The sequence below is a fragment of the Phenylobacterium sp. RIFCSPHIGHO2_01_FULL_69_31 genome (assembly GCF_001824475.1).
Lineage (GTDB): Bacteria > Pseudomonadota > Alphaproteobacteria > Caulobacterales > Caulobacteraceae > Phenylobacterium.
In genome coordinates this window covers 1-25025 of record NZ_MHXN01000031.1, presented here as the reverse complement: position 1 = coordinate 25025, position 25025 = coordinate 1, and the positions used below count along the sequence as shown (strand labels likewise).

Sequence of the window (25025 nt, the reverse complement as noted above, 5' to 3'; positions counted from 1 at the left end):
ATTGACCATGGACCACACGGACTACACGAACGGGTCCTGGCCCGCCGGTCTCGCGAACGGCAAAGCGCGTCCGTGTGGTCCGTGGTCTAAAAGACAGCGTCTGCGGCGCGCAGGGTGGGATCGCGCGGCGCGTCCTACTCCCCCGGCCGATAGGTCCGTTCCGTCCGCCCCGCCAGCTGCTCCGGATAGAAGTACACCGGCCTGAGCGCCCCGGCCGCGTAGCGTTGGGCCTGGTCGTTGAAGTGGGGGCTCTTGGGGTCCCCGCTCTCACCGCCGGCGCTGACCGCCACAGCGCGGACCTTCGGCCCGAACTCCACCGCCGCCACGAAGCTGTTGCCGCTGGTCCCGTAGTAGCGCTTGGTCCCCGGATAGCGCTTGGCCCCGAACGAGGCCAGCGAGCCCCACTGGGCCGAGGTGAACGGCACGGCGATGCTGGGCCCATCGTCCCGGAACGTCTGCACGATGTCGCCGGTCAGCCGCTGGAAGCGGTTGATCTCGCCCCACGGCGTGCGCCAGGTCCCGAAGTCGGCCGTCAGCCGGTCCGTGGCCTCGCTCAGGGCCGTCAGCCGCTCGGCGTCGGTGCTGCGCGTGGCCATGTAGTCCCAGACACTCATCTTCGCCGCCCGCGCCGCCGGCGCCGCCTTGGCCCATAGCGCCTCGCCCCAGAACACCGCCAGCGAGGTCTCGGTCGACGTGGCCGCCCACTTGAAGTCCCAGGCGCGCAGAGCCGCGACCGGCTCGGCCAGCTTCACCTTCAGCGGATCGCCCGCCGGCGCGGCGTCGTACGCGGCCGTCAGGGTCGGGATCAGCCGCGCAAACGCGGTCAGGTACGGGTCATAGGCCGCCTCCACCAGGCGCTCCAGGGTGAAGTCCGTCCGCCCCTCCAGCACCCGGATCGCGTGCGGTCCGCGCGGGTTCTGGCCCGCCTCGTCCATGTACTTCGGGAACGCTTCGCGCTTCGGGCTGTCCGGCCCCGCCGCCGCATAGGGCCAGTCGTTGGCGTTGTAGACCCAGCCCACGCCGGGGCTGATCACCCGCGGCGCCTCGGTCAGGGCGTGCAGCCCCTTCCAGTCCGTCGCCGGGTTCGCCCCGTCCACCGGCTTCGTATAGTCGAACCGGTCGTCGCGCCGCGGGATGAACTGCGGGTGCAGATAGGCCGTCGCGCCCTTGCTGTCCGCAAATAGGGTGTTGTTCGACGAGTTGGCCTTGAACTGGTCCGCCACCTTCAGGAACGAAGCCAGGTCCGTCTGCTTGGTCCGCAGGAACGACTGCTGCAGCGCCTCCACCGGCTTGTGCATCATCGAAAAGGCGATCCACTTTTCGCCCTCGGCCCGGACGATCGGCCCATGGTGGGTGCGATAGACCGTAAAGCTGCGGCGCTTCATCGCCCCGTCCGCGGCCCTGTAGGGCACGTCCACGGTCGACACCGTCACCGGCCGGGCCTCCTTGCCATAGCGGTACATGAGCGTGCCGGGCGTGCGGATGATCGTCTCGGCGAACTCGTCCACTACGTCTACGCCGCTCGAGGTGTGCATCCAGCCGGCGTGGGCGTTGAAGCCCTGGTAGATGAAGAACTGGCCCCATGTCACCGCGCCATAGGCGTTCAGCCCCTCCTCGCTCGTCATCTGCAGCTCCGAGCGGAAGAAGAACGAGGTGTGCGGGTTGATCAGGAGCAGGGCATGGCCGCCCTTGGTGATCTTCGGGCTGATCGCGATCCCGTTCGACCCCGACGGCTCCTTGAACGCGAACGGGTCCTCCACGGCCGCCGAGCGCGTCCCGCCATAGAACGCCTCCAGGTCCTTGAGCGAGATCCGCTCGATGTCGCCGCCGATGCTGCCCTCCGTAAACGAGAGCGCCATCCACGGCTCGAATCGCGTGATCGCCCGCGGCTTCACCTCAGGATGCGTCGCCAGGTAGAAGTTGAGCCCGTCCGCCCAGGCGTCCATCAGCGCCTTCAGCCACGCCGGGCTCTTCGCATAGTCGGCCTTCAGGCCCTCGGGCGTGATGAACAGGCGCTGGCGCAGGTCCTGCCACACGGCCTTTTCCCCCTCCGCCTCGGCCATCCGGCCCAGGTTGGTGAGGTAGTTGGTCTCCACCCGGTTGAAGTCGTCCTCGGCCTGGGCATAGGCCATGCCGAACACCGCGTCGGCGTCGGTCTTGCCCTTCACATGGGCGATGCCCCAGTCGTCGCGCGCAATGCTGATCCGCGCCGCCTGCGCGCGCCATTCGGCCATCTCGTCGGCCATCGCTGGCGTCGCCAGCAGCGACAGCACCAGGGCAAGCGATCCCAACCGCACGGGCGTACCTCCGAGTCCGAACAGGGCCGCACCTCGCCCGCTCGCCGGCGGCTTGTCCAGCCTACGACGCCCTGCCCGGCGCCCGGCGCTTGGAACTCCCGGAGACTCAAGCTCTTTTTGTCTCCGGGGCCATGTTGGAGTTACCCGATGACGGACGCTACCTACGTCGCCTTCGTGCCCAACGGTAAGAGCGCCAAGCTGCGCTCCGTCCTCCAGGCCGAAGACACCGGCGCCCTCACCTGGCGCGAACGCAAAGTCATGTTCGGCAGCGAGTTCTATTTCTCGGGCCCGCCCAAGCTCGCCCGCGCCACCCACGCCTACGTCAGCCAGTGGGTCGTCGCCCACTGAGCCCGGTGGCCGCCGGCCTCAGATGATCCGCGCCTTCTGGGCGCGGGCCACGGCGTCGGTTCGGTTGACGGCGCCCAGCCAGTCGCTGAGCCGCGCCACATGCACCTTCACCGTGGCCGGCGAGATGCCCAGGCGCCGGGCGATCTCCTTGTTCGTCAGCCCTTCCGCCAGCAGGCCCAGCACCTCGCGCTGCCGGGGCGGCAGGCGCGCCGCCTCGCACGCCTTGAGCCCGGGAACCCGTGCGCCGATCGCCTCCATCAGGAGCTCGGCCTCGGCGTTCTTGGAATAGACCCCCGCCACCCCGCAGGCCCGCACGGCCGCCAGCACGGCCTCGTCCTGGATGCCGGTGACCACCAGCATCGGCGCATCGGGCGCCCGCGTACGCAGCCCCTCGATCCCCGCCACCGGCTCGGCGCCCGGCATGGACAGGTCCACGAGCAGGAAGTCGGGCCGGGCCGTCTCCGCCAGGGCCCAGGCGGACGGATAGTCCCCCGCCTCGTCCAGGGCGACCTCCGGCCAGCGGTCGCGCATCGCCCCCGCCAGCGCCTCGCGCATCAGCGGATGGTCGTCGCAGATCAGGCCGCGCATCGGGCCGCCTCCGCCGCATCGGCCGGGAGGTGGATGAAGAACGCCGCCCCGCGCGTCACCCCGCGCCGCGCGCCGCATGCACCCGACAGCACCTCGACCAATCCGGCCACCGAGGCGAGCCCAAGGCCGAAGCCGCCCGAGGCGCCCACGCGCCCGCCCTGCTCGAAGGGCTGGAAGATCCGCGCCTCGTCGCCGACGCTGAGCCCGCATCCATCGTCGACCACCCAGATCGTCACGCCGTCGCGCCCCGCCCGGGCGCCCATCACCACGCGCCGCCCGCCGGAATGCCGGATCGCATTGGCCACCAGGTTCTCCACCGCCCGCGCCAGCAGCCGCGGGTCGCTGTGCAGCGCCACCCGCCGCCCAACGACCGACAGCGCGATCCCGGCCTCGGCCGCCGCGGCGCCCTGCGTCAGCAGCACCCGGTCGAACAGCTCACCCGCCGTGAAGCGCGACAGGTCCGGCCGCACCGCGCCGCCCTCCAGCTTCAGGTGCTCCAGCATCGAGTCCACCAGGGTGCGCGCCACGCCCAGCGATTTCCGAAGGCCCCCCAGGGGCGCGGCGAGGTCGCGCGCCCCCGGCTTCAGCCGGTCGAGAAACAGTCCGGCCGCCTGCAGCGGCTGCTGCAGGTCGTGCGAGGCGGCGCGGATGAAATGGGTCTTGGCGTCCCGCTCCCGCTCCAGGCTGACCAGGGCCGCGGCCAGCTCCCGGCGAGAGGCCTCGGCCGCCGCGCGGGCCTCCGTCGCCGCCACCACGGCCTGGCGCACAAACCGGCGGATGGCGATCAGGGTCGCCCCGAAAAGGGGCAGGAACAGCGCGAGCGTCAGGAAGTGCGGCGGCTGCTCGACCACCAGCCAGCCGATCAACGATCCCAGCAGCAGCACGACCGCAATCGCCAGAACCTGGGTCGCTTCCGTCGCCGCGGCGAACTGGACGATCAGGAACCAGGCGTACAGCACCACCAGCAGGGCCCGCATCTCGGGCTCGGCCGCCGGCATGAACACCCAGACGCTGCCGGCCGTCGCGAGGTTGCACAGGACCATCCCCGCCTTCGCGCCGGGTATCCAGCGCGACAGGATCGCCGCATCCGAGGGCGGCCGCAGGATGAAGGCCACCCAGGCCACGAACCACCCGCCCAGGAAGACCGAGATCGTCGCTAGCCAGGCGATGAAGCCGAACCGCTCGGCCTTCCCTGCGAACTCGGCGACCAGGAATCCCGTGCCGACCGTCAGGGCGACCCAGGCGACGACGCTGCCCTTGAGCTCGGTCCGCGTCTCGTTGACGAGAACCTGATCCCGGTACGCCGGATCCAACACCAAGGCCTTCCCCCCGTTTCGCCGGCGATTCCCGGCCCGACGTTTCCCGTCGATCGAACCCGTTATCCCGATTTATCGCCCGCCGCGCGAGCCCTTGTAGCCCATCCGGTCTAATGGCCGCCGTCGCCTGGCCGACCTAGCCTCTGCATCGGGGTCGGACGCGGAACGTCCGTACGGACAGGGGCATCTCAATGCATCGACGAGCCGGCGGCGAGCCGGCCTCGGCTCCGCGCGAACCGCGGGCGTCGACCGACGCCTGATGGGCCGAACCCGACAGCCGTCCTCTCCGGGGACGGCGACCACACCTCAGCCAGAATGTGATCAGGGATTTCAACCACATGAAGACGTATCTTACCGCACTCGCCGCACTCGGCGCCTTGGCCGCCTCGCCGGCCTGCGCCCAGAACATGTCCGTGGGCGTAAACGTCGGCACCCCCGGCATTGGCGTGCAGCTCTCGGCCAAGGTCAGCGACCTCGTGGTCCTGCGCGGCGCCATCGATGGCGTCAGCATCAGCCGCGACGAGGACTATTCCGACATCGACTACGACGGGAAGGCCAAGCTGATGACCGGCGGCGTCTTCGCCGACCTGCATCCCGGCGGCGGCGCCTTCTTCGTCTCGGGCGGCGCCTATGTCGGCAAGCGCAAGATCAACCTGCGCGCCCAGCCCACCGCGGCCGTGGACATCGGCGGCCAGACCTTCACCCCCGCCCAGGTGGGCCGCCTCGACGGCGAGGCCAAGCTCTCCAACTTCCAACCCTTCGTGGGCCTCGGCTTCGACAACACCTACGTCGGCGAACGGGGCTGGGGCTTCCGCGCCCTCGCCGGCGTCGCCTTCTCCAAGCGGCCCGACGTGAACCTCACGGCCTCGGGCGGCACGCTGTCCAACGACGCCAACTTCCAGGCCCGCCTGCGCCAGGAAGAGGCCGAGGCGCGCGATGACGCCAAGGACTTCAAGTACTTCCCTGTCGTGCAGGTCGGCCTGACCCGCCGCTTCTGATCCCGTCAACTCTAGGCGCCGCCGCCGCATCGGCCGCGGCGGCGCCGAAGGAGGACCTCATGGCCATCCTGACCGCCGGCGTGACCGGCATCGACTTCGACGACCTGATCGTCAGCGACCTGCTGCTGGGCGACGTGACCGTGGCCACCGCCACCCGCTTCACCCTTCAGGACGGCGCCTGGCAGGACGATTTCACCGGCCAGTTCACCTACGCCAACGACGCCATCACCGGCGGCACGCTGACGAGCTGGAAACAAAGCCTGTCCGGCCAGATGGTGTTCGACGTGACCGGCTTCTCCCTGCCCGTCACCCAGTTCGTCACCTGGGCCACCACCAACAACAACGAGGCGGCCAAGTCTGCGATCCTCGCCGGCGCCGACGCCATCACCGGCTCGGCGGCCGCCGACCGCATGCGCGGCTACGCCGGGAACGACACCATCGAGGGCGGCGGCGGCCTGGACTACCTCCGCGGCGACGACGGCGACGACTCCATGTCCGGCGGGGCTGAGTTCGACGACCTGCACGGCAACATCGGTAACGACACGGTCGCCGGCGGGCTCGGATCCGACTGGGTGGTCGGCGGCAAGGACAATGACCTGCTGCTCGGCGACGACGGCGACGACATCGTCTACGGCAACCTCGGCGCCGACACCGGCAGCGGCGGGGCCGGCAACGACATCGTCCGCGGCGGCCAGGACAACGACAGCCTCAGCGGCGGCGCCGGCGCGGACTGGATCTCCGGCGACCGCGGGGCCGACACCCTCTCGGGCGGCGCGGGGGCCGACCTCTTCAACGTCTTCGGCGACGCCGGCGCCGACCGCGTCCTGGACTTCAGCCGCGCCGAGGGCGACCGCGTGAAGGTCGAACCCGGCTCCACCTACACCACCGCCCAGGTCGGCGCCGACGTCGTCGTCAGCCTCAGCGGCGGCGCCCAGATGACCCTGGTGGGCGTGCAGCTCACCAGCCTCACAGGCGACTGGATCTTCACCGGCTGAGGTGGAGAGCGACCCCCGGCCCGGCGATCACCGCGATCCCGGCGCCGGGGGCCGTGACCCGACCTCCCCCGCCGCCGGCGGCGCGTTCGGGAACGTCTCAGTCCCGTATGCCTGGCGCGGACCGCCATCGAGCGTTGCAGACACTGGCGCGGCGGACGACAGTGCCGCGAGGCGCCGGACGGAGCGGTGGCGGGGTGGCAGATGCTCGGCCTTGAGCCTTGGATGATCGTGACAGCCGTCACGCTATTGATGGTCACGGCGGCCGCGGCCGCCAGTCTCGACGCCGCCACGCGGCGAACGAGGCCACTCCTCTCCGCTGTGCTCGGTGGCCTTTTGCTGCCGACGGCGGGCGTGGTTGCGCTGAGCCTCCTTCGCGGGGAGGATCGCCACGGGTACATACTCATCGCCACGATCTTGTTCGGCGGCGCCAGTCTGCCTCTGTGCCTTGCGGCAGGCGCGGCAACAATCTGGCTCAGACGTCAACGTTTCGGCCGGCGACCCTAGGCGGGCCGCCTCCGGCCTGACGGAGCTTGGGCGCACTACGTCAGGGGCTGGCCGGTGGCGGGCGCCTCGCAGATGCGTTTGACAGCGCGCCCTCTGGGCGAATCCGCCTCGACCTCGTCCCACGCCGGCTGGGCAGAGGCCCGAGCCCAGGACGGCCCGCTGAGGTTGCTTCCCTCGAACATCGCAAACGTGAGGACCCGCATCCGGCGGCCCTTGCAGTCCACGTTCCAACTCTGCAGGTTCGACTGGCTCGTCACGTCGCCGAAAGGCGCCGGCGCGTAGTACTCGTGACGCACCAGCGCGCTCAGTGTGCCATCCGCCAGTCTCGCGACACCGGCAGGGCCTCCGAACGACACCGCTGCGCCGTCCGCCGTGATGAGCGTCCAGCCGTCCGATCTGATGTGGCTCGCCAGCCACGATTTCACGCCCGCTTCGTCCAAGGTCGTGGGGCGCGGGGCGTTCTGGACAGCGCCTCCGGTCGACGGCGATGACCTCATCATGGGAGTCGCCGCGGCGCCGAGCTGCTGCAGAATGCTGGCGTCCACAGCGGCGCAATCGCCGGCGTACGGGACGACGACACGCGCATCGTCGCCGTCAAAGATCGACCGCCATACCTCCCCCCGGTAGGGATATGCGCGGCCTAGGTTGAGCGGGTCGGCACGCGTGGGGCCGACGCCGGTCAGAATGTCCTGATCATCGGGCGTCTTCGGATCGGCATCGCGGTCCGCAAAGATCACGGCGAGGCTTGCTTCGCCCTTGAAGGCCTGCGGCCGGGGCCGGTCGCTCCGGTAGAAGGGGCCCTTCTTGGGTGGGTCCGCCGGTTCGGCTCCGCCGAGCACCGGTTCGGCGTTGACGTAGAGCTGCTTCAGCCGCCCGTCGGCCCGGTAATCCGCCGAGACGTTCCAGCGCCAGACGTAATAGCCGCATAGGTTGATGTCGTAGATGTACTTCTCGACGTCGCCTTTCCGCGGATGGGACTTCAAGGTCGCCCCGCCTTCCGCCACGAACACCGTCCGCACCTGATCGCGTGTCGAGGCTTCGGAGAAGTCACGGCGAATTCGCGCCCGCATCTCGTCGACGCTCGTCTGCTCCTCGAAGCGGAACCCCGTTGCAGCCTGCCCATGGCTTGCCGCCAGGAGCATCGTACACGCCACGCCAAGCCGTGCCGCCTTCTGACCCATCCGCCGCCCCCGATGCACGCCCATCACATGCTGTGACATAGAGGTCTGTCTCGGACAATCGCAGGTGTGTCCCCGCGGAATCCGCAGCACGTCCTTGTCCCGATCCGTTTCACACGATCGGGCGCCGCACGCTCAGCGCCTCAGGGTGCATTTGTGGACAGTCCGCCCCAGGACGCTACGCGCCCGCCGTCGCCACCTCGATCGTCTCGATCCGCCAGGCGCGCTGGGCCTCTGTCGCGCCGGGCACGTCGTTGGCGCGGCGCAGGGTGGCCTTGCCGGCGGCGTGGTATTCGCCGCCCGTGGCGTAGCGGCCGTACAGCACCACCGGAACCTCCACGAACAGCGAGCCCGCCGCGCCTTCCACCCGGCCCGGCGCGCCGACCTGGGCGTGCAGCCTCGCGAACGGCTTCAGGTCCTCCTCGCGCCCGTCCCGCCGCAGCTTCGCGGCCTCGGCGGTGCGGCCGCTTTCCACCAGGGCGTAATAGGTCTCCACCACGCTCGCCGCCGCCTGGGCGCCGCCCGGTTCGGCCGGGCCCTCCGCCAGGGGCGTGCGGTCGTCGGGCAGGCCGCCCGGGGTTCCCGGGGCCGGCGGGCTGACCGGCGCCCTCGACGCCGGCCCGCAGGCCACGCCAGACGCGCTGGCGATGTCCTCGCCCGGCGCCAGCGGGGCCAGGCTCGCCTCGTCGCCCTTGGTCCACCACTGCAGCGCATCGCCCGTATAGCGCGCGCCGCTGGCCGAGCGGGCGATCCGCAGGAGGTGCGTGGCCTCGCCCAGCTTGAGTTGCGCCGTCTCGCCGTCGGGATAGAGGGCGCTCACCGCCCGCCCGTCGGCACAGACGTAGTGCACCCAGGTCATCGCCACGGTCTTGGGTTCGGTCTTCGGCGCGGCGGGCGCCAGCGCCTCGGAACAGGCGGCCAGGGCGAGGATCGGGAGGGACAGGACGGCAAGGCGAAGCTTCATCACGCCCTCGTAACGCATGAAGCCGCCGTCCGTCGCTGCGACTTAGCGCTTCATCCAGGGCTTGGACTTCGACTGCGACCGCGCCGCGGCCACGCGTTCGTTCTCCAGCTTGCCGCCGGGCGGGCCGCCGCGGCCTTGCGCGGCCTTCTTCAGGCGCAGCGCCTTCTGCATCGGGGTCTCGTCGGGCGGCGCGTCGTCGTCGGGGCTGGGCATCGTCGGAATCCTTGAAGCTTTCGCCGAACCTAACGCCTCCATCGCGCCTGTCGCGCCCAAACGCGTTCCGTCGCACGGCGTTTGCGCGCGGCGGCCGGCTTGCTAGTCATGGCCGCAACCAAGGGGTCTCCATGAACCTGAAGCTCGCCGCCGTTCTCCTCGCCTCCGCCGCCATCACCCCGGCCCTCGCCCAGGCGCCCCCTTCGCCGCAGCCGCCGGTGGCCAAGACCCAGGCGCCCGAGAACCAGGCCGTGAAGCCCGAATCGACGCCCCCGGCCCCGGCGCCTACCACCGGCCCTGCCCCGTCTGCGGCGCCGGCCAAGCCCGCCAAGTGGGACGTGAGCAACCCGCCGGGCGCCGTCATTCGCCAGGTCCCGATCAAGGTCGACGAAGGCACCTGGATGAACGTGGACGTCAGCCCCGACGGCAAGACGATCGCCTTCGACCTCTTGGGCGACATCTATCTCCTGACCATCGCGGGCGGGACGCCCACCCGCATCGCCGAGGGCCTGGCCTGGGAGGTCCAGCCGCGGTTCTCCCCCGACGGCCGGCGCATCGCCTTCACCTCCGACCGGGGCGGCGGCGACAACATCTGGGTCATGAACCTCGACGGCTCGGACAAGCGCCAGGTGACCAAGGAGGACTTCCGCCTCCTCAACCAGCCCACCTGGAGCCCCGACGGCCGCTTCATCGCTGCCAAGAAGCACTTCACCCCCGGCCGCTCGCTCGGCACGGGCGAGGTCTGGCTCTACCACGTCTCCGGCGGGGCCGGCGTGCCCCTGGTCAAGAAGCCCAACGAGCGCCACCAGAAGGAACTGGGCGAGCCCACCTGGGCCCCCGACGGCAAGGGCGTGCTCTACACGCGCAACATCACCCCCGGGCCGATCTTCGAATACGCCCAGGACTCCAACACCGACCTCTTCAACATCGAGCGCTACGACATCGAGACCGGCGAGGTGACCACCATCGCGTCCGGCCCCGGCGGCTCGGTGCGTCCCACGCCCTCGCCCGACGGCAAGAAGATCGCCTTCGTCCGCCGCGAGAACGCCCGCTCCAAGCTCTATGTGAAGGACCTCGTCTCCGGCGCCGAGGCCAAGGTCTACGACGCCCTCGACCAGGACGTGCAGGAGACCTGGGCCGTCCACGGCCTCTATCCCAACATGGACTGGACGCCGGACTCGCGCACCGTGGTCTTCTGGGCCGGCGGCAAGCTGCGCCGGGTCGACTTCGACGGGTCGAACGCCGCGGTCATTCCCTTCCGTGTCGACGACAGCCGCGGCCTGATCGACCCGCCGCACCCCAAGGTCCAGGTCTCCCCCGACCGCTTCACCACGAAGATGACCCGTTTCGCCGCCGTCTCGCCGGACGGCCGCCAGGTGGTCTTCGAGAGCCTGGGCAAGCTCTATGTGAAGCCCATGGCCGGCGGCGAGCCCCGCCGCCTTACCAAGGGCGACGAGGCGTCCTTCGAGCTGTTCCCCACCTGGTCGCGCGACGGGCGCACGATCGCCTTCGTGGCCTGGACCGACGCCGGCCTGGGGCGCATCCGCACGGTCGCCGCCGCCGGCGGCACGCCGCGCGACGTCACCCGCGAGCCCGGCCACTACGCCCGCCCCGCCTTCTCGCCCGACGGCCGCACCCTGGTCTTCGAGAAGGGCCGCGGCGGCGTCCTCACCTCGGGCGCCTGGTCCGAGAACCCCGGCGTCTACCGCATCCCGGCTGCGGGCGGCGTTCCTGTCCGCATCGCCCGCGACGTGGCCGCGCCCCAGTTCGGCGCCGCCAACGACCGCGTCTTCATGACCGCCTCGGAAGGCGGCAAGCAGCAGCTCGTCTCCACCGACCTCAATGGCGAGGCCCGGCGGGTCCACGCCCAGGGCGAGCTGGTGACCGACTTCGCCGTGGCGCCCGACGGCCGCGCCTTCGCCTTCCGCCAGAACTACGAGGCCCTGGTGATGCCCCTCATGCCCGGCGGCCAGGACGTGCCGGTGGACCTGAAGGGCGGCCCGATGCCGGTCACCCGCGTCTCCTCCGGCGGCGCCGAGTGGATCCACTGGTCCGGCGGCGGCGCCCAGCTCCACTGGTCCATGGGCCCCACCGTCTACACGGCCCGCGCCGACGCGGTCTTCCCCGCCGCCCCGCCGGCCGAGGGTGCGCCGAAGTTCGAGCCGCCGAAGACGGGCGTCTCCCTCGCCCGCGAGGTGGCCGCCGACCGCCCGGCCGGAACGGTCGTCCTCACCGGCGCGCGGCTCGTCACCATGGCTCAGCCCGACGGCGGCGTGATCGACGACGGCGTCGTCGTGATCACGAACGGCCGCATCGCCGCCGTGGGCAAGGCCGGCGAGGTCCAGGTCCCCGCTAGCGCCACGACCGTCGACCTCAAGGGCAAGACGATCATCCCCGGCCTGGTGGACGCCCACGCCCACGGCCCCTACGGCGTGGACGAGCTGGTGCCGCAGCAGAACTGGTCGCTGATGGTCAACATGGCCCTGGGCGTCACCACCGTGCACGATCCCTCCAGCCGCGCCGCCGAGGTCTACGCCGCCGCCGAGCTGCAGCGCGCCGGCAAGATCGTCGGCCCGCACATCTTCTCCACCGGCGAGGTGGTCTACGGCGCCAAGGCCGCCCGGAACTACGCCCAGATCGACAGCTACGAGGACGCCCTCGCCCACGTCCGCCGCCTCAAGGCCCAGGGCGCCCACAGCATCAAGAACTACAACCAGCCCCGCCGGGACCAGCGCCAGCAGCTCATCCAGGCCGCCCGCGCCGAGAACATGCAGGTGGTGGCCGAGGGCGGCGCGCTGTTCGGCCAGGACATGAACATCGTCGCCGACGGCAACTCGACCCTGGAGCACAACATCCCCCAGCTCGCCCTCTACGAGGACGTGCTGAGCTACTTCGGCCAGTCGAAGACGAACTACACCCCCACCCTCGTGGTCACCTTCGGCGGCCTCACCGGCGACAACTACTGGCGCAGCCACACCGACGTCTTCGCCCAGCCGGTGCTGAGGGCCCACATCCCGCCCACCCAGCTCCTCGCCGACAACGCCCGCCGCGCCATCGCCCCCGAGGACCAGTACGCGGACGACGACAACGCCCGCGAGGCGCACAAGCTGGCCAGGCGCGGGGTCCTGGTCTCCATCGGCGCCCACGGCCAGCAGGCCGGCATCGGGCCCCACTGGGAGCTGTGGTCCTTCGTCCGCGGCGGCATGAGCCCGATGGAGGCGCTGCAGGCCGGCACCATCGTCCCCGCCCGGTCCCTGGGCATGGAGGCCGACATCGGCAGCCTCGAGCCGGGCAAGCTGGCCGACCTCGTGGTCCTCGACGCCGACCCCACCGCCGACATCCGCAACTCCGAGAAGGTCCACCGCGTCATGGTGGGCGGCCGCATGCACGATCCCATGACCCTGAACGAGGTCGTCACGGGCGATCGCAAGCGCGCCCCCTGGTGGTGGGAGAAGCCATGAGCCAGCCCCCCGACGAAGACGCCGGCTTCGACGTCGACGACTGGCAGCGCCTGGTCCCCTTCGCGGGCCGCATCGCCGACCTCGACGACGTCCAGGCCCGCAAGGCCATCTTCGCCCTCAGCGACACCCACAACGGCCGCCTCATCGACATGGACCTGCCCCAGCCGGTGATCTGGTGGGCGGACGACGGCGAACAGGCCGCCGTGGCCGTCCAGGCCGAGGCCCACGACAGCGACGACGGCGAGACCATGGAGGTCCTGGGCCTCATACTCCCCGACGGCGAAGGCGCCGTGGCCCTCCTGGAAGACGTCGACCTCGTCGACGACACCGACCCCACCTGGCGCCGCCTCGTCGAAGCCGCCATCGGCGACGAAACGGGCGACGAGGACTGAGGCCGCGAACGCCGCCCCTTAAGCCGGTGGGCGGCCCGCCGCGAGAAGCTCGTCCAGCTGGGCGAATTGCTCGGCGGACATGGCCTGCATCCCCGCCACGGCGTCGGCCACAGGCTCGGCCGAGGGATAGAGCTCGCTCAGCACCAGCAACGTCTGCTCGCCCGCCGCTTCGAAGGTGACGGTTGTGACCGGCGCATCCTCGCTCTCTTCGTTCGTCCAGACCAGGCGCGCGGGCGGCGTCACCTCCAGATACGTGCCGAAGAATGTCGCGGAATCGTCTCCGTCGCCAAACGTGATCCGGTAACCGCCGCCGGTGCGGGCGTCGATCTCGCAGCCGCTGAGCGCAGCGCCCATGGACTTCGGCGCCCACCACAGCCGGAACAGTTCCGGCCGTGTCCAGGCGTCGAACACCGACGAGACGGGGCTGTCGAAGGTGCGGGTGACCACCAGCTCGCGATCGGATTTCCGCGCCACCGTGGTGAGGTTCGTCTCCCGGTTAGGTTGACCGCTTTCGCCCATGGCTCTCGTCCTTTCTCCCCGGATCGCATCCGATCCCCCGGAACGACGAACGAGCCGCTCGAAAGCCGACATCGGGCAGAACTGATGAGCGCAGACCGCGGGCCCCCCTACCCCCGGTGCCTGATCGCCCAGGCCAGCGCCGCCAGCGGCGCGGTGAGGCCGAGCCAGCCGGCGGCGTCCCAGGGGCCGTCGCCGATCAGGGCGGCGACCAGGCCGAAGAGGCTGAGGGCCGCTATCGCGCTCGGTGCGGCGAAGACGCGGGCAAGGCCCTGCGGTCGCTTCATGGCCTACTCCGCCGGCGCCGGCGCGGCCGCGGGCTCCTGGTCGATCGCATCCGCAAACGGCGCGGCGGCCGTGCGGCGGCGCGCCAGCCACAGGTAGAGCCCGCTGCCGAGCACCACGATCGTCACCAGGTCCAGCGCCGCCCACAAAAGCTTCAGCGGCAGGCCGCCGTAGTCGCCGAAATGCAGCGGCTGCGAGAGGCCGAGCGCCTTCACGTACCAGGGCATCGGCCGCACGCCGACCAGTTCCCCGGTCTCGGCGTCGATCAGCGCCGGCGTGATCAGGTGCTCGGTCAGCGGCGTATCGCCGTGGAAGAACACCAGCATGTGCCGCTCGGTGGAATAGGAGCCGCCGGGGAAGGCCACGAACTGCAGATCCATCCCCGGCAGCACCGCCCGGGCCTTGTCCACCGCCGCCTGCACCGACGCCAGCCGCGCCACCGGGGGCCGGCCCTCGTAGGGTTTCACCAGGGCCTCGAGCTGCTCGGCCTTCCACAGGTCCACGATGGGCGTGGAGAGGGTGTTCACCACCCCCGTCAGCCCCACGACCAGCAGCCAGGCCACCGCCACCACGCCCATGAGGTTATGGGTGTCCAGCCACTTCAGCCGCGCCGAGCGGCCGGTGCGGACCACCCCGAAGTCCAGCTTGCGCATGAACGGCGCATAGACCACCACGCCGGAGACGATCGAGGCGGCGAACAGCACGCCCATGGCGCCCAGGAACAGCATCCCCGGCAGGCCCAGGAACATGTCGGTGTGGAGCTGGAGGATGAAGTCCATCACCCCGCCGTCCGCCACCGGGGGCACGACCTCCCCGCTCGTCCGGTCGTAGGACGCGAAGTGCATCTGCGGCCCCGGCGCGTCCGGAGTCGGTCCCGTGGTGACGTTCACCACCGGCCGGTCCTCGTCGAAGCTCATGAACAGCGGGACCTCGCCCGGCCGGTTCTTCAGCGCCAGCTCGAGGATCGCGTCGTAGTCCATGAGCGGCCCGCCCGGGTTCGCCGGCGCCCAGCGGTCGTGGCCCAGCGCATCGTCGATCTCGTGGTGGAAGATCAGCGGCAGGCCGGTCAGGCACAGCATCATGAGGAAGGCCGTGCAGATCAGGCTGGTCCACTTGTGGACCGCCGACCAGGCGCGCACGGCCTTCGGCGACAGCATCAGAAGTCCACCGACGCCGAGACCAGCACCGTCCGCGGCGCGCCCAGCACCAGGTAGTTGGCGCCCGGGAAGCCGCCCACCGACACCCAGTCGTCGCTGTCCGCCAGGTTCTCCACCCGGGCGCGCAGGGTGACGGCCTTGCCGGCCGCCTCGAAGGTGTATCGGGCCCCGAGATCCAGCCGCGTGAAGCTCTCCAGCGAGACGGTGTTCGCCGCGTTCACAGGCTGGGAGCCGGTATGGACGATCCGCCCTTCGACAGTCAGCCCGGATACGGCGGGCACGTCCCACTCCAGGTTCAGGTTCGCCTGGAATTCCGGAACCCCGATGGCGTCCTTGCCGTCCAGCAGCCCCCCGGCGGTGCGGCGCAGTTCGGCGTTCAGCAGCGTGGCGCCGCCCAGCACGCGGAAGCCCTCCACCGGCTCACCGAAGGCCGAGAGCTCGATCCCCCGGTTGCGCTGCTCGCCGTTCTTCCCGAACACCCCGTTCTCGACGAAGGCGCTGGGCAGGTCGATGGAGAACACCGACAGGGTCCCGCCGAAGCGGCCCATGTCCACCTTCACGCCCGCTTCCACCTGTTCGGCGCGGAAGGGCGACAGCACCTCCCCGGCGTTGGTCACCGGCACGCCCCCGCTCACCGCCGGCGCGATCTGGCCGGGCGTCAGGGCCTCGGAATAGTTGGCGTAGAGCGAGACGCTCTCATTGGCCTTCCACACCACCGCCAGGGCCGGCGTGACGGCGTCGGCCTTGTACCGCGAGGTGCGCGCGCCGCTGTTGTAGTCGTAGGCCTTGGTCTCGATCTCCTGCCAGCGGGCGCCAATAGTCACCAGCAGCCGGTCGTCCAGCAGCGAGATCATGTCGGCCACGGCGAAGCTGGTGTTGGTGGTCCGCTCGGTCACGTTCGGGTCCGACAGCACGCCGCCGACGAAGAAGTCCGCGGCCGGAGGCGTCACGGCGGTGGGATCGTAGAGGTCGCCGGCGAACCCGGCGAAGCTGGAGAAGGCGTAGGCGTTCAGCGACTTCAGCTTCACCGCCGAGGCCGACGCCACCAGGCGGTGCCCCACCGCGCCGGTCTGCACCTCGGCCCGGATGCCCGCGTCCGCCGACAGGATCCGGTCCTTGCGGGCGTTGTCGAAGCGGTAGGCGCTGGTCACGCCGCTCGGCTGGGCCGTCGGATTGGCCAGCACGTTCCGCTCCTTGCCCCGCCGTCCGCCCACCGCGGCCCAGGCGGTGACCGCGTCCGAGACGTCGAACTCGCCGCGCACCACCCCGAACAGCTGCCGCTCGTCGGTATAGGTCCAGGGCTGGGCGAAGTTGCGCGAGGCGTCGGGCGCCTCGGGGACCGCGCCGGCCGGCGTCACACTGGGACGCGGCGCCTCGATGCGGTGATCCTGGAACCCGACGTCGGCCGCAAAGCGCGCCCGCTCACCCCGGTAGTCCAGCCCCAGCGCCAGCACCGTCAGCTCCCGGTCCTGATCCTCGATCGCGCCCTCGCCGTCCCGTCGGGCCACGTTAGCTCGCACGCCGAACGCCTGGTCGGCGCCGAACCGGCGCGCCACGTCCGCCGCGCCATAGAGCTGCCCGCCCGTCTCCACGCCCGCCGTCACGCGGGTCAGCGGCTCGGCCGGGGCCCGCTTCGGGACCAGGTTGAACGCGCCGCCCACACCGCTGCCGCCGGGCGCTGCGCCGTTCAGGAAGGCGCTCGCCCCATGAAAGACCTCGACGCGTTCCAGCAGCTCGGCCGCCACGAACTGGCGCGGCAGGATCCCGTAGACCCCGTTGTAGGTCATGTCGTCCGAGTACACCGGGAAGCCCCGGATCACGTACAGCTCCTGGAAGTTGCCGAAGCCCTTGGCGACCCGCACCGCCGGGTCGTTCTGCAGCACGTCGCCCACGCTGCGGGCCTGCTGCGCCTGCACAAGCTCCTGGGTGTAGGCCGTCACCGCATAGGGGGTGTCCAGGGCCTCCAGCGCGCCCAGCAGGCCGACGCGGGCGCCGCGCGCCACCTGGCCGCCGGCATACGGCGTGGGCAGCGCCACCTGCGATCCCGTCACCACCACCTCGTCCACCTGCGCCGGCGCCTCGGCCGCGCTGGCGGCGGAAGCGATCGAGACGGCCGCTACGCCGCACGCCAGCAACACTCGGTAGGACATCGAAACCCCTTTGACTTGCGAATAGCTCGCACTAGCAGTCGCAATTGCAGGGGTAAAGGGCGCCGTCCTCAGCTCCTCAGGCGCTCGGCATGCCAGGCCACATGATCGGCGACGAAGCTGGCGATGAAGAAATAGGAGTGGTCGTAGCCGGCCTGCATCCGCAGGGTCAGCTTCTGGCCTGCGGCCCCGCAGGCCGCTTCGAACAGGTCCGGCTTCAGCTGGGTCTCCAGGAAGCTGTCGGCGCCGCCCTGGTCGATCAGGATGTCGTCGAAGCGGCCCCTCGCCGCGCCCGCCTCCACCAGCCGGCAAGCATCGTGCGCCGCCCAGCCCGCCGCGTCCCCGCCGAGATAGGCGGCGAACGCCTTTCGGCCCCAGTCGCACCGGGTCGGCGAGACGATCGGGGCGAAGGCCGAGACCGAGCGGTAGAGGTCCGGATGCTTCAGGGCCAGCGTCAGCGCCCCGTGCCCGCCCATGGAGTGGCCGAAGATCCCACGCCGCGCCGCGTCCGCCGGAAAGGCGTCTTCCACGGTCGCCACGAGGTCCTGCGTGACATAGGTCTCCATCCGGAAGTGCGGCGCCCACGGCGCCTGGATCGCGTCGAGGTAGAAGCCCGCGCCCTGGCCCAGGTCGTAGGCCGGATCATCGGCCACGCCCTCGCCCCGCGGGCTGGTGTCGGGGGCCACGATCATCACCCCGTGGGCGGCCGCGGCGGCATAGGCGCCGGCCTTGGTGGTGAAATTGTCCTCGGTGCAGGTGAGCCCCGACAGCCAATAGAGCACCGGGAATGGCCCGTCTCCCGGCGGCGTGAACACCGAGGCTCGCATGGGCGTGCCGGTCGCCGCGCTGTCGTGGCGGGCGTAGGTCAGAAGCCCGCCGTGGGTCCGATGCTGCTGGACGTTTTCCATCTGCGACCTCCGTGACGCGCGAGCCTCTGCCCTTGAGGCCTGTAACAGGTCGCCGGGGCGCCTGCGACAACGCGTCCGCCAGTTAACCAATGGCCTTCACCGCGCCTTTCCCATCGGCGGCGATGTTCCAAGCGTGACTATGCAGCCGCTCCAGATCCCGTCCCTCGACGGTCCAGGCCGCCTGGACCAGGCCGCCCGCCTGCAGCGCCGGTTCTACCAGGCGTGGCAGCGGCAGGGCGCCGGCCGCCGTGCTCGGCGCATCGTGCTCAGCCCCGTCGATGCGGTGCTCATGATCTGCCTGACGCTGTGCATGCTGGCCATCGGCATCGGCCTCGATCGCATGTACCCGGTGGTCCGCCCCAGCCTCGGCCACGCGGTCGCCGAGGACCTCCCGCGCCGCCCCTTCCCCAGTTGCGAGGACGCCCACGCCGCCGGGGTCTTCAGCATCCCCCGCAGCTCTCCCGCCTACTCCCCGCACCAGGACAGCAACCGCAACGGCCTGGCCTGCGAACCGGCCTGACGCGCCGACCGGTCTGACCGCCCGCCCGCAACTGGACCTTCCGTCCCGCCCCGCGCCCGCCCATCCTGGCGGCCCATGAGTCGGAGGCGCGCGTGAGCCCAGGCCGGACCCGGGCGAGCGCCCTCGCCGTCGTGCTGCCGTTCGCCGCGGTGATCGGCGCCACCTGCGCGTTTCAGGTCGGCGCCTCGCTGGCCAAGGGGCTGTTCCCCGCCGTGGGCGCGGAGGGCGCCGCCGCCCTGCGCCTGATCCTGGGCGCCGGCATGCTGATCGCCGTGCTCCGGCCCTGGCGCCACTGGCCGGGCGCGGTGGCGCTGGGCCCGCTCCTGGGCCTGGGCCTGGCCACCGGCGGGGCGATCCTCTTCTTCTACCTGGCCCTCGGCCGTTTGCCCCAGGGCGTGGCCATCGCGCTCCAGTTCCTGGGGCCGCTGGGCGTCGCCATCGCCGGCTCGCGCCGCGCCAGCGACCTCGTCTGGGCGGCCCTCGCCGCCGCCGGGGTCTGGGGACTGGTGGGCCACGGCCTGACCGCGGGCGGCGCCGATCGCCTCGACCCCCTGGGCCTCCTGTTCGCCCTGGCCGCCGCCGCGTCCTGGGCCGCCTACATCGTCTGGGGACAGGCGGCCAGCCGCGCCTACGGCCACGCCACCCCGGCGCTGGCCGTGGGCATCGCCACCGTCATGGTGGTCCCGGTGGGCATCCAGCATGCCGGGCTCGAGGCCCTGCTCCAGCCACAGCTTCTGCCGCTGGCACTGGTGGTCGCCCTCATCTCCACCGCCATTCCCTTCACGCTGGAGATGTACGCCCTGCCCCGCATGCCGGCCCGCACCTTCGCCGTGCTCACCAGCCTGGAGCCGGCCTTCGGCGCCCTCGCGGGCCTTCTCCTCCTGCACGAGCGCCTGGCGCCGGCCCAGCTCGCCGGCGTCCTCGCCGTCATGGCCGCCGCTGCCGGCGCCGCTTGGTCCAGCCAACCCCGCACGCCCGAGGACCTGGCCTCCGACATCCCGCCGACCTGACGTGCGCGCAGCCGCCGATGTGCTAGAAGCCGCCCATGACCGCGAACACGCCCGACGCCGAACGCCGCAAGAAGCTCATCGGCCGCGCCGTGGTGGTCGGCCTCCTCCTGCTGGTCGCCGTCTATCTGGTGCCGATGTTCCTCAGCCTCAGGCGCTGAGCTCTCACGCCACCGCCGGCCGGGACCCCGCGACCGGCAGGACCTTCAGCCGAGCCAGGCGATGGTTCGCCGCCTGCCCTGCCAGGCGCGCGCGGTTGTAGGTGGCGGCGCATTGGATGCGGCCCTCGGCGCGATAGGTGCGGCACCAGCCCAGCGCGGCGGCGCGGCCCTCGTCCGGTCCGGCCGCAACGGGCATGGGTCCATCCACCAGCGCGGCCGCCAGCGCCGCGTGGAAGGCGGGCGCGATGGGCGCGGCGGCCAGCACCTGTTCGCTCGGGCGGAACTCGCCCGCCAGCGTCAGCCCCAGCATGTAGCCGTACGAGGGCCCCAGGCTTACCCGGCCCGCCGGGCTGATTTGGATCAGCGGCAGGTACGGCGCCAGTTCCGGGACCAGGTGGTTGGGCGCGAAACGGTAGCCCCAGTAGCGCTCGGCGATCTTCGTGAAATGCAGGTAGTCGCCGATCGGCCTGAACCCGGCCTCGGCGAACGGCAGGATCTCCACCGGGGGCTTGTCGGCGACGACCGTGTCGTTGGAGACGTCCACATAGAGGGCGCCGACCACCAGGGCGTTCTGGAAGTACTGGCCCCGCAGGTCGCCCCAGGCCCGCTGCATCGCGCCGCCCTTCTCCAGGAACCGGCGCAGGGCGGCATGACCCTCGGCCGCGCTGGCGGACAGCCCATCCGCGCGCACGGTCTCCAGCCCTGTCCGCACCGCCTCGGTGATCCGGAGGCACTGGCCCAGCGGATAGGGCTTGGCGGCGAACGTCGGCGCCTCCGCGCGCAGCACGGCGTCGAGCTCGGCCCGCAGTTCCCGGAAGAAATCCGTCAGCGCGCCAAGCGCCGGCGTCAGGAACCGGTCGGTCAAGGCCGCCTGCCGCACGGCGTCGACGACCCGCGGCGTCTCCGCCTGCGACGTCTCGATCAGCTCCGCCATGGAGGCGACCAGCCCGATCCGGCTCCTCGGCGCCTCGGGCGCCGTCACGCGGAACCTCGGCGGGTGGCTCCTCGATCGTCGTCCCGGGCGCCGGGCGCGGCGTCAGCGGCCGGTCCGCGCGCAAAGATCGTACTGGAGATCAAAGAGATAGAGCTTTCCTGCCGGCTTCGGACGAGTCCGATCGGAAGGCATGGCTCTAGGCTGCGGGCGCCGGCGCAACAAGCGAGGCAAGGCGTCGCGCCCGCCTCCGCAAACCGCCTAGACCGCTTCGAGCGCCGCCGCGGGCCAGACCTTCCGCTCGCTCGACGACCACAGGTCCACCGTCGGCGTCCCCGCGGCGCAAAGGGCGTCGGCCCGGCCGCGCGCATCCTCGAGGTGCGCGGCCTCGATCCACGCCGCCCAGGTGATCGTTCCGGCGGCGTCCTGAAGATAGGCTCTGAAAGTCTGCATCCCCCGATGTAGGCGCTTGCACGCCCACACGCCACCTTCGGGCGCCGCCGGAGCGGTGGCTACTTCACCCGCGCCGGATCGAAGTCGCGGACGAAGCGGTCCAGCAGGCGCACGCCCCAGCCGCGCGCGCCCTTGGGGGCCGTCGGCTGCGCCTCGTTCGACCAGGCCACCGCGGCGATGTCGAGGTGGGCCCAGGGGGTGGCCGGATCGGCGAAGAAGCCGATGACATGCGCGCCGACGCTGGCGCCCGCGCCGCCGCCTTCCACCACGTCGCGGATATCGGCCACCGGGCTCTTCAGGTCCTCGGCGAGCGACTCGTGCAGCGGCAGGCGCCACACCGCCTCGCCCGACGTGGCGGCGGCCTTCTCGACCTGGGCGGCCAGGCCGTCGTGGCGGCTGAAGAGGCCGGCATAGTCGTCGCCCAGCGCCGTCCCGACCGCGCCGGTCAGGGTGGCGACGCTGAACAGCGCGGCCGGCTTCCAGCGCTCGTCCGCATAGGCCATGGCGTCGGCGAGGACAACGCGGCCTTCGGCGTCGGTGTTCAGCCGCTCCATGCTCTTGCCGCCATAGGCGCGGATCACGTCGCCCGGCCGCGCGGCGCCGCCGCCGGGCATGTTCTCGGCCATGGCGCCCACGGCCACCACGTGGACCGGCGCCTTCGACTTGGCCAGCGACAGCACCGCGCCCATGGCCGCGGCCGCCCCCGACATGTCCGTGCGCATCCGCCACATGCCCGACGCCGGCTTGATGGAGACCCCGCCCGCGTCGAAGGTGATGCCCTTGCCGGTGATGACCACCGGGCGGCCCGTGGCGCCGGGGCCCTTGTACTCCACGATCACCAGCCGCGGCGGACGGGTGGAGCCCTGGCCGACGCTCAGGATGGCGTTCATGCCGCGCCGGGCGAGCTCGGCCTCGTCGAACACCTCCACCGTCACGCCGTCCACGCCGCGGAACGCCTCGCGGGTGCGGTCGGCGAACCACTGGGGCGTCTTGATGTTCGAGGGCTCGGAGATCAGGTCGCGGGTCAGCTTCACGCCCTCGGCCAGGGCCGCGCCTCGGGCGTCGTAGGCCGCGCGCGCCTCCCGGGCCTGGCCGCCCACGATCACCAGCGGGGCCTGCGAGGCCTTGCGCTTGGCCGGCGCTTTGAGCCCCGGATAGGCGTAGCCGCCCATCTCCGCGCCGATGGCCAACTCCGCGGCGTCCAGCCCCTGGGCCAGCAGGGTCACGGCGCCATCGGCCTCGGCGGTCTCGCGCCGGGCCAGTCCGCCCAGGTCCTGCAGGGCCGCCGGCCCCTCCGCGCCCGCCGCGCCCAGCACCACGATCTGCTCGTAGCCGCCGAGGCCGCGCAGGGTCAGGACCTTGCCCGTCTTGTACTCGAACCGCGCCTCGGCCAGCGCCCGGCGGACCGCCTCCCGCGTGGCCGGATCGAGGGCGCCGCCGCGGGTCTGGAGATCGGCCTCCGAGGCCAGCGGCAGCACCGCCGCCCCGCCCCGGGGCGCCTCCGACGCGAACTGGATCGGACGCGCCTCAGCCGAGGCGGCGGAGACGGCGGCGGCAAGGGTGAACGCGGCGAGACGGCGCAAGGGTGACCTCCTGGTTGTTTCCAGCACAGCTAGGGTCAAACGGCCCCGCGCGCTAGATGCGCCGACGGCAACGCCGCCGCCCTCCGGCCAAGATGGGCAAAATCAAATCTTGGCGTGAGGCGGCCCTGAAGCGCCGCCGCCACCTTGGCCGCATCGCAAACGCCAAGGAGATCCCGCATGGCCCGACCCCAGCAACCCGACCAGTACGTCTTCGGCTTCGGCCCGGACGGCGCGGTGATCTCGGTCGCCGAAGTCGAACGCAACGGCCGGCTCGACCCTGAGAAGATCGAGAAGGACGAATCCTACCGCCTCGAAGCCGGCCTGGTGGTGAAGACCGAGCTCGACGACGGCCAGTCCGAATGGACCGTCTACGCCGACACCGACGGCGACGGTCGCTGGGTCGAACTGGCCGAGGGCCACGGCCCCCTGGACCTCAGCCTGTTCACCGGAGCCCCGCCCCCCGAGGCCAGCCTGCCGGTGACGCAGGTGCTGGACGACGACGCCTATGTCTTCCATTTCGACGCCGCCGGCCAGGTCGCCGCCGTCTACGAGGTGGAGCGCAACGGCCGCCTTACCCAAGAGGACATCGACCGCGACGAGACCTGGGCCCGCGTGAACGGCGTCGTCGTGAAGACCGAGCTCGACGACGGCCAGATCGAACAAACCACCTACGCCGACCTGGACGGCGATGGCGTCTGGCAGTCGATCCTCCTGCCCCAGCCCGCCTCCCTCTGGGACGGCGCCCTCACCGCCTAGCGGCCGACCCCTAGAGCCAGGTCCGCGTCCGCGCGGCGGGCCAGGGCCGCCACGTCCTCCGGCGTCACCGTCCCGGCGGCGATGGCGGCCCTCAGCGCCTGGACCTCCTCCACGCTCATGCCGCGCACGGCCCGGGTGGTCTCCACCACCCGGTTGTCCGGCGTCCTCGCAAAGCGCCGCGCTTCGAAGCGCACCGGCCCGCGGCCCTCCGCCCCCGGCTCCCCCTCGGGCGCCTGGGCCTTCAGCGGCCCGTACTTGCGTGGCGCGAGCTTGCCCACCCGCCACTTCAGCGTCTGGATCTTCAGCCGCGCCGTCGCCACCTCCGCCGTCTTGGCCTCCAGGGCGATGGTCCAGGCCAGGTCGAACAGCCGATCCGCCTGCGCCTGCCGCGCCAGCCGGTAGGCCTCGGCGAAATCCGGCCGCTCGCGCAGCCACCGGGTCACCGACGAATGGACCGGCATGTCCGGCTCGGCGCACACCTCGCGCAGCCCCCGCCCGTCCTCGATCCGCGCCAGGAATTCCTCCGCCCGCTTCTCGCTCCAGCGGTTGTAGCCGCGCCGCGCCGGCCAGCTCAGCGCCGCCTCGGCCTTCGCCGCCTCCACCATCGCGCGCAGTTCGTCGTTCCGCTTCAGCCAGGCGTCCATCGTCGAGCGGTTCGGCATCCGCGGGTCGCGGCAGATGTCGGCATAGGTCTCCCCCGCCTCCAGCCGCCGGCACATCTCCTGCACCCGCGGAACCTTGTCGTCATAGGCCACGCGCACATAGCGCCGCCGCGCCGGCTTCTCACCCGCCGCCATCGCTGTCACCCGCTCGCAAAGAAAGGAAAGCCGCGCCGCCGCACCGCCCGGCCATCCAGCCCCAGGCGCACCGATCGACCCTGCCCGAACCCTCCCAGAAACGCGCGCAAAAGTCAAGAACAAAGCACGAACATGAACCCTGGAGTTCCGGATTTGCCCATCGCCAGTTCCGTCAGCGCCGCGATCACGAACCCAATCCCCTGTAAGCCACCCCATCGGCGCCCGCTCCGAAGGGCGCCGTCAGCGACGACGTACTGGCTGCTCGATCGATGGCCGAGCCGACGTGGGGAAGGCATATGCGACCTGGGATCCGACAAACTTTTGTGGCGGCTGTCGCCGGCCTCCTGGCGTTCGCCGGGGCGGCGCGCGCCGAACCGATGTGGGCGGCGATCCAGGACGGCGGGAACGTCATGTTCGAGTACTTCCCCACCGGCCCCTCCGCCACCTCGGCCGGCGCCTACGTGCTCAAGCTCGGCCAGACCAGCGTCGACCCCGCCGACTTCCGCGGCTTCCAGTTCCAGCAGGACGGGTCCATGTGGGCGGCGATCCA

The 25025-nt window shown here is 71.4% G+C and carries 25 protein-coding genes; 10 read left to right on the top strand and 15 right to left on the bottom strand.

Translation table 11 applies throughout. The features are described 5' to 3' along the window. Window positions 1-134 precede the first annotated feature (134 nt). The gene (locus tag A2790_RS15495; protein WP_293393394.1) at window positions 135-2297 is read right to left on the bottom strand and encodes a penicillin acylase family protein; all 2163 of its coding nucleotides are present in this window, start codon (window positions 2295-2297) and stop codon (window positions 135-137) included. A 147-nt stretch (window positions 2298-2444) separates the two neighbouring features. Between A2790_RS15495 and A2790_RS15490 the strand changes: the two genes are divergently transcribed. Then, the gene (locus tag A2790_RS15490) at window positions 2445-2645 is read left to right on the top strand and encodes a hypothetical protein (RefSeq protein WP_068875381.1); all 201 of its coding nucleotides are present in this window, start codon (window positions 2445-2447) and stop codon (window positions 2643-2645) included. 18 nt (window positions 2646-2663) lie between these two features. On the opposite strand, the gene A2790_RS15485 is transcribed toward A2790_RS15490, so the two are convergent. Both A2790_RS15485 and A2790_RS15480 read right to left on the bottom strand, forming a co-directional pair. After that, window positions 2664-3233 carry a response regulator transcription factor gene (locus tag A2790_RS15485; protein ID WP_293393391.1) on the bottom strand — a complete coding sequence of 190 codons (570 nt, stop codon included), beginning with the start codon at window positions 3231-3233 and terminating at the stop codon, window positions 2664-2666. Continuing rightward, window positions 3221-4549, bottom strand: a complete 1329-nt coding sequence (locus A2790_RS15480) for a HAMP domain-containing sensor histidine kinase (protein ID WP_293393389.1) — start codon at window positions 4547-4549, stop codon at window positions 3221-3223. Before A2790_RS15480 ends, A2790_RS15485 begins: the two co-directional genes overlap by 13 nt. A gap of 338 nt (window positions 4550-4887) precedes the next feature. Between A2790_RS15480 and A2790_RS15475 the strand changes: the two genes are divergently transcribed. Then, on the top strand, window positions 4888-5547 hold the full coding sequence (locus A2790_RS15475) for a hypothetical protein (RefSeq protein ID WP_293393387.1): 660 nt from the start codon (window positions 4888-4890) through the stop codon (window positions 5545-5547). A 59-nt stretch (window positions 5548-5606) separates the two neighbouring features. Further along, entirely contained in the window at window positions 5607-6542 is a 936-nt protein-coding gene (locus tag A2790_RS15470; RefSeq protein WP_293393385.1) for a calcium-binding protein, read from the top strand. A gap of 539 nt (window positions 6543-7081) precedes the next feature. Here A2790_RS15470 and A2790_RS15465 read toward each other — a convergent pair. The 3 genes from A2790_RS15465 to A2790_RS15455 all read right to left on the bottom strand — a co-directional run bounded on the left by A2790_RS15465 (window position 7082) and on the right by A2790_RS15455 (window position 9401). Continuing rightward, window positions 7082-8188, bottom strand: a complete 1107-nt coding sequence (locus A2790_RS15465) for a surface-adhesin E family protein (protein WP_293393383.1) — start codon at window positions 8186-8188, stop codon at window positions 7082-7084. A 214-nt stretch (window positions 8189-8402) separates the two neighbouring features. Further along, window positions 8403-9188 (bottom strand): MliC family protein, encoded by a 786-nt coding sequence (locus A2790_RS15460; protein ID WP_293393381.1) that lies wholly within the window; start codon window positions 9186-9188, stop codon window positions 8403-8405. A 42-nt stretch (window positions 9189-9230) separates the two neighbouring features. After that, window positions 9231-9401 carry a hypothetical protein gene (locus A2790_RS15455; protein ID WP_293393380.1) on the bottom strand — a complete coding sequence of 57 codons (171 nt, stop codon included), beginning with the start codon at window positions 9399-9401 and terminating at the stop codon, window positions 9231-9233. A gap of 131 nt (window positions 9402-9532) precedes the next feature. On the opposite strand from A2790_RS15455, the gene A2790_RS15450 reads away from it, so the two are divergent. Continuing rightward, window positions 9533-12862: an amidohydrolase family protein gene (locus A2790_RS15450; protein WP_293393378.1), complete on the top strand. Its 3330-nt coding sequence runs from the start codon at window positions 9533-9535 to the stop codon at window positions 12860-12862. Beyond that, window positions 12859-13254 carry a hypothetical protein gene (locus A2790_RS15445; protein WP_293393376.1) on the top strand — a complete coding sequence of 132 codons (396 nt, stop codon included), beginning with the start codon at window positions 12859-12861 and terminating at the stop codon, window positions 13252-13254. Before A2790_RS15450 ends, A2790_RS15445 begins: the two co-directional genes overlap by 4 nt. A gap of 18 nt (window positions 13255-13272) precedes the next feature. Here the strand turns inward: A2790_RS15445 and A2790_RS15440 are convergent, their stop codons facing one another. The 5 genes from A2790_RS15440 to fghA form a co-directional block, all read right to left on the bottom strand. Next, window positions 13273-13773: an SRPBCC domain-containing protein gene (locus A2790_RS15440; RefSeq protein WP_293393374.1), complete on the bottom strand. Its 501-nt coding sequence runs from the start codon at window positions 13771-13773 to the stop codon at window positions 13273-13275. Between the two features lie 107 nt (window positions 13774-13880). Further along, a complete protein-coding gene (locus A2790_RS15435) occupies window positions 13881-14057 on the bottom strand; it encodes a hypothetical protein (protein ID WP_293393372.1) in 177 nt (58 codons plus the stop codon). A 3-nt stretch (window positions 14058-14060) separates the two neighbouring features. After that, on the bottom strand, window positions 14061-15212 hold the full coding sequence (locus A2790_RS15430; protein WP_293393370.1) for a PepSY domain-containing protein: 1152 nt from the start codon (window positions 15210-15212) through the stop codon (window positions 14061-14063). Then, window positions 15212-17362: a TonB-dependent siderophore receptor gene (locus A2790_RS15425; protein ID WP_293393368.1), complete on the bottom strand. Its 2151-nt coding sequence runs from the start codon at window positions 17360-17362 to the stop codon at window positions 15212-15214. Before A2790_RS15425 ends, A2790_RS15430 begins: the two co-directional genes overlap by 1 nt. A gap of 68 nt (window positions 17363-17430) precedes the next feature. Continuing rightward, the gene (gene fghA / locus A2790_RS15420) at window positions 17431-18267 is read right to left on the bottom strand and encodes an S-formylglutathione hydrolase (RefSeq protein ID WP_293393366.1); all 837 of its coding nucleotides are present in this window, start codon (window positions 18265-18267) and stop codon (window positions 17431-17433) included. 139 nt (window positions 18268-18406) lie between these two features. On the opposite strand from fghA, the gene A2790_RS15415 reads away from it, so the two are divergent. The 3 genes from A2790_RS15415 (at window position 18407) to A2790_RS15405 (ending at window position 19955) form a co-directional block, all read left to right on the top strand. After that, window positions 18407-18787 (top strand): excalibur calcium-binding domain-containing protein, encoded by a 381-nt coding sequence (locus A2790_RS15415; RefSeq protein WP_293393364.1) that lies wholly within the window; start codon window positions 18407-18409, stop codon window positions 18785-18787. Between the two features lie 92 nt (window positions 18788-18879). Next, window positions 18880-19797 carry an EamA family transporter gene (locus A2790_RS15410; RefSeq protein WP_293393362.1) on the top strand — a complete coding sequence of 306 codons (918 nt, stop codon included), beginning with the start codon at window positions 18880-18882 and terminating at the stop codon, window positions 19795-19797. 35 nt (window positions 19798-19832) lie between these two features. After that, complete coding sequence (locus A2790_RS15405; RefSeq protein ID WP_255355326.1) at window positions 19833-19955, top strand: hypothetical protein; 123 nt, start codon at window positions 19833-19835, stop codon at window positions 19953-19955. Between the two features lie 4 nt (window positions 19956-19959). Here the strand turns inward: A2790_RS15405 and A2790_RS15400 are convergent, their stop codons facing one another. The 3 genes from A2790_RS15400 to A2790_RS15390 form a co-directional block, all read right to left on the bottom strand. Further along, entirely contained in the window at window positions 19960-20937 is a 978-nt protein-coding gene (locus A2790_RS15400) for a hypothetical protein (protein WP_293393359.1), read from the bottom strand. 210 nt (window positions 20938-21147) lie between these two features. Next, window positions 21148-21339 carry a hypothetical protein gene (locus tag A2790_RS15395; protein WP_293393357.1) on the bottom strand — a complete coding sequence of 64 codons (192 nt, stop codon included), beginning with the start codon at window positions 21337-21339 and terminating at the stop codon, window positions 21148-21150. 59 nt (window positions 21340-21398) lie between these two features. After that, the gene (locus A2790_RS15390) at window positions 21399-22922 is read right to left on the bottom strand and encodes a leucyl aminopeptidase (RefSeq protein WP_293393355.1); all 1524 of its coding nucleotides are present in this window, start codon (window positions 22920-22922) and stop codon (window positions 21399-21401) included. Between the two features lie 177 nt (window positions 22923-23099). Between A2790_RS15390 and A2790_RS15385 the strand changes: the two genes are divergently transcribed. Next, entirely contained in the window at window positions 23100-23678 is a 579-nt protein-coding gene (locus A2790_RS15385; protein WP_293393353.1) for a hypothetical protein, read from the top strand. Here A2790_RS15385 and A2790_RS15380 read toward each other — a convergent pair. Further along, on the bottom strand, window positions 23675-24475 hold the full coding sequence (locus A2790_RS15380; protein ID WP_293393351.1) for a hypothetical protein: 801 nt from the start codon (window positions 24473-24475) through the stop codon (window positions 23675-23677). The genes A2790_RS15385 and A2790_RS15380 overlap by 4 nt on opposite strands. 323 nt (window positions 24476-24798) lie before the next feature. Between A2790_RS15380 and A2790_RS15375 the strand changes: the two genes are divergently transcribed. After that, window positions 24799-25025, top strand: a 227-nt coding sequence (locus A2790_RS15375; protein ID WP_293393349.1) for a hypothetical protein, incomplete at its 3' end; no start/stop codon positions are given.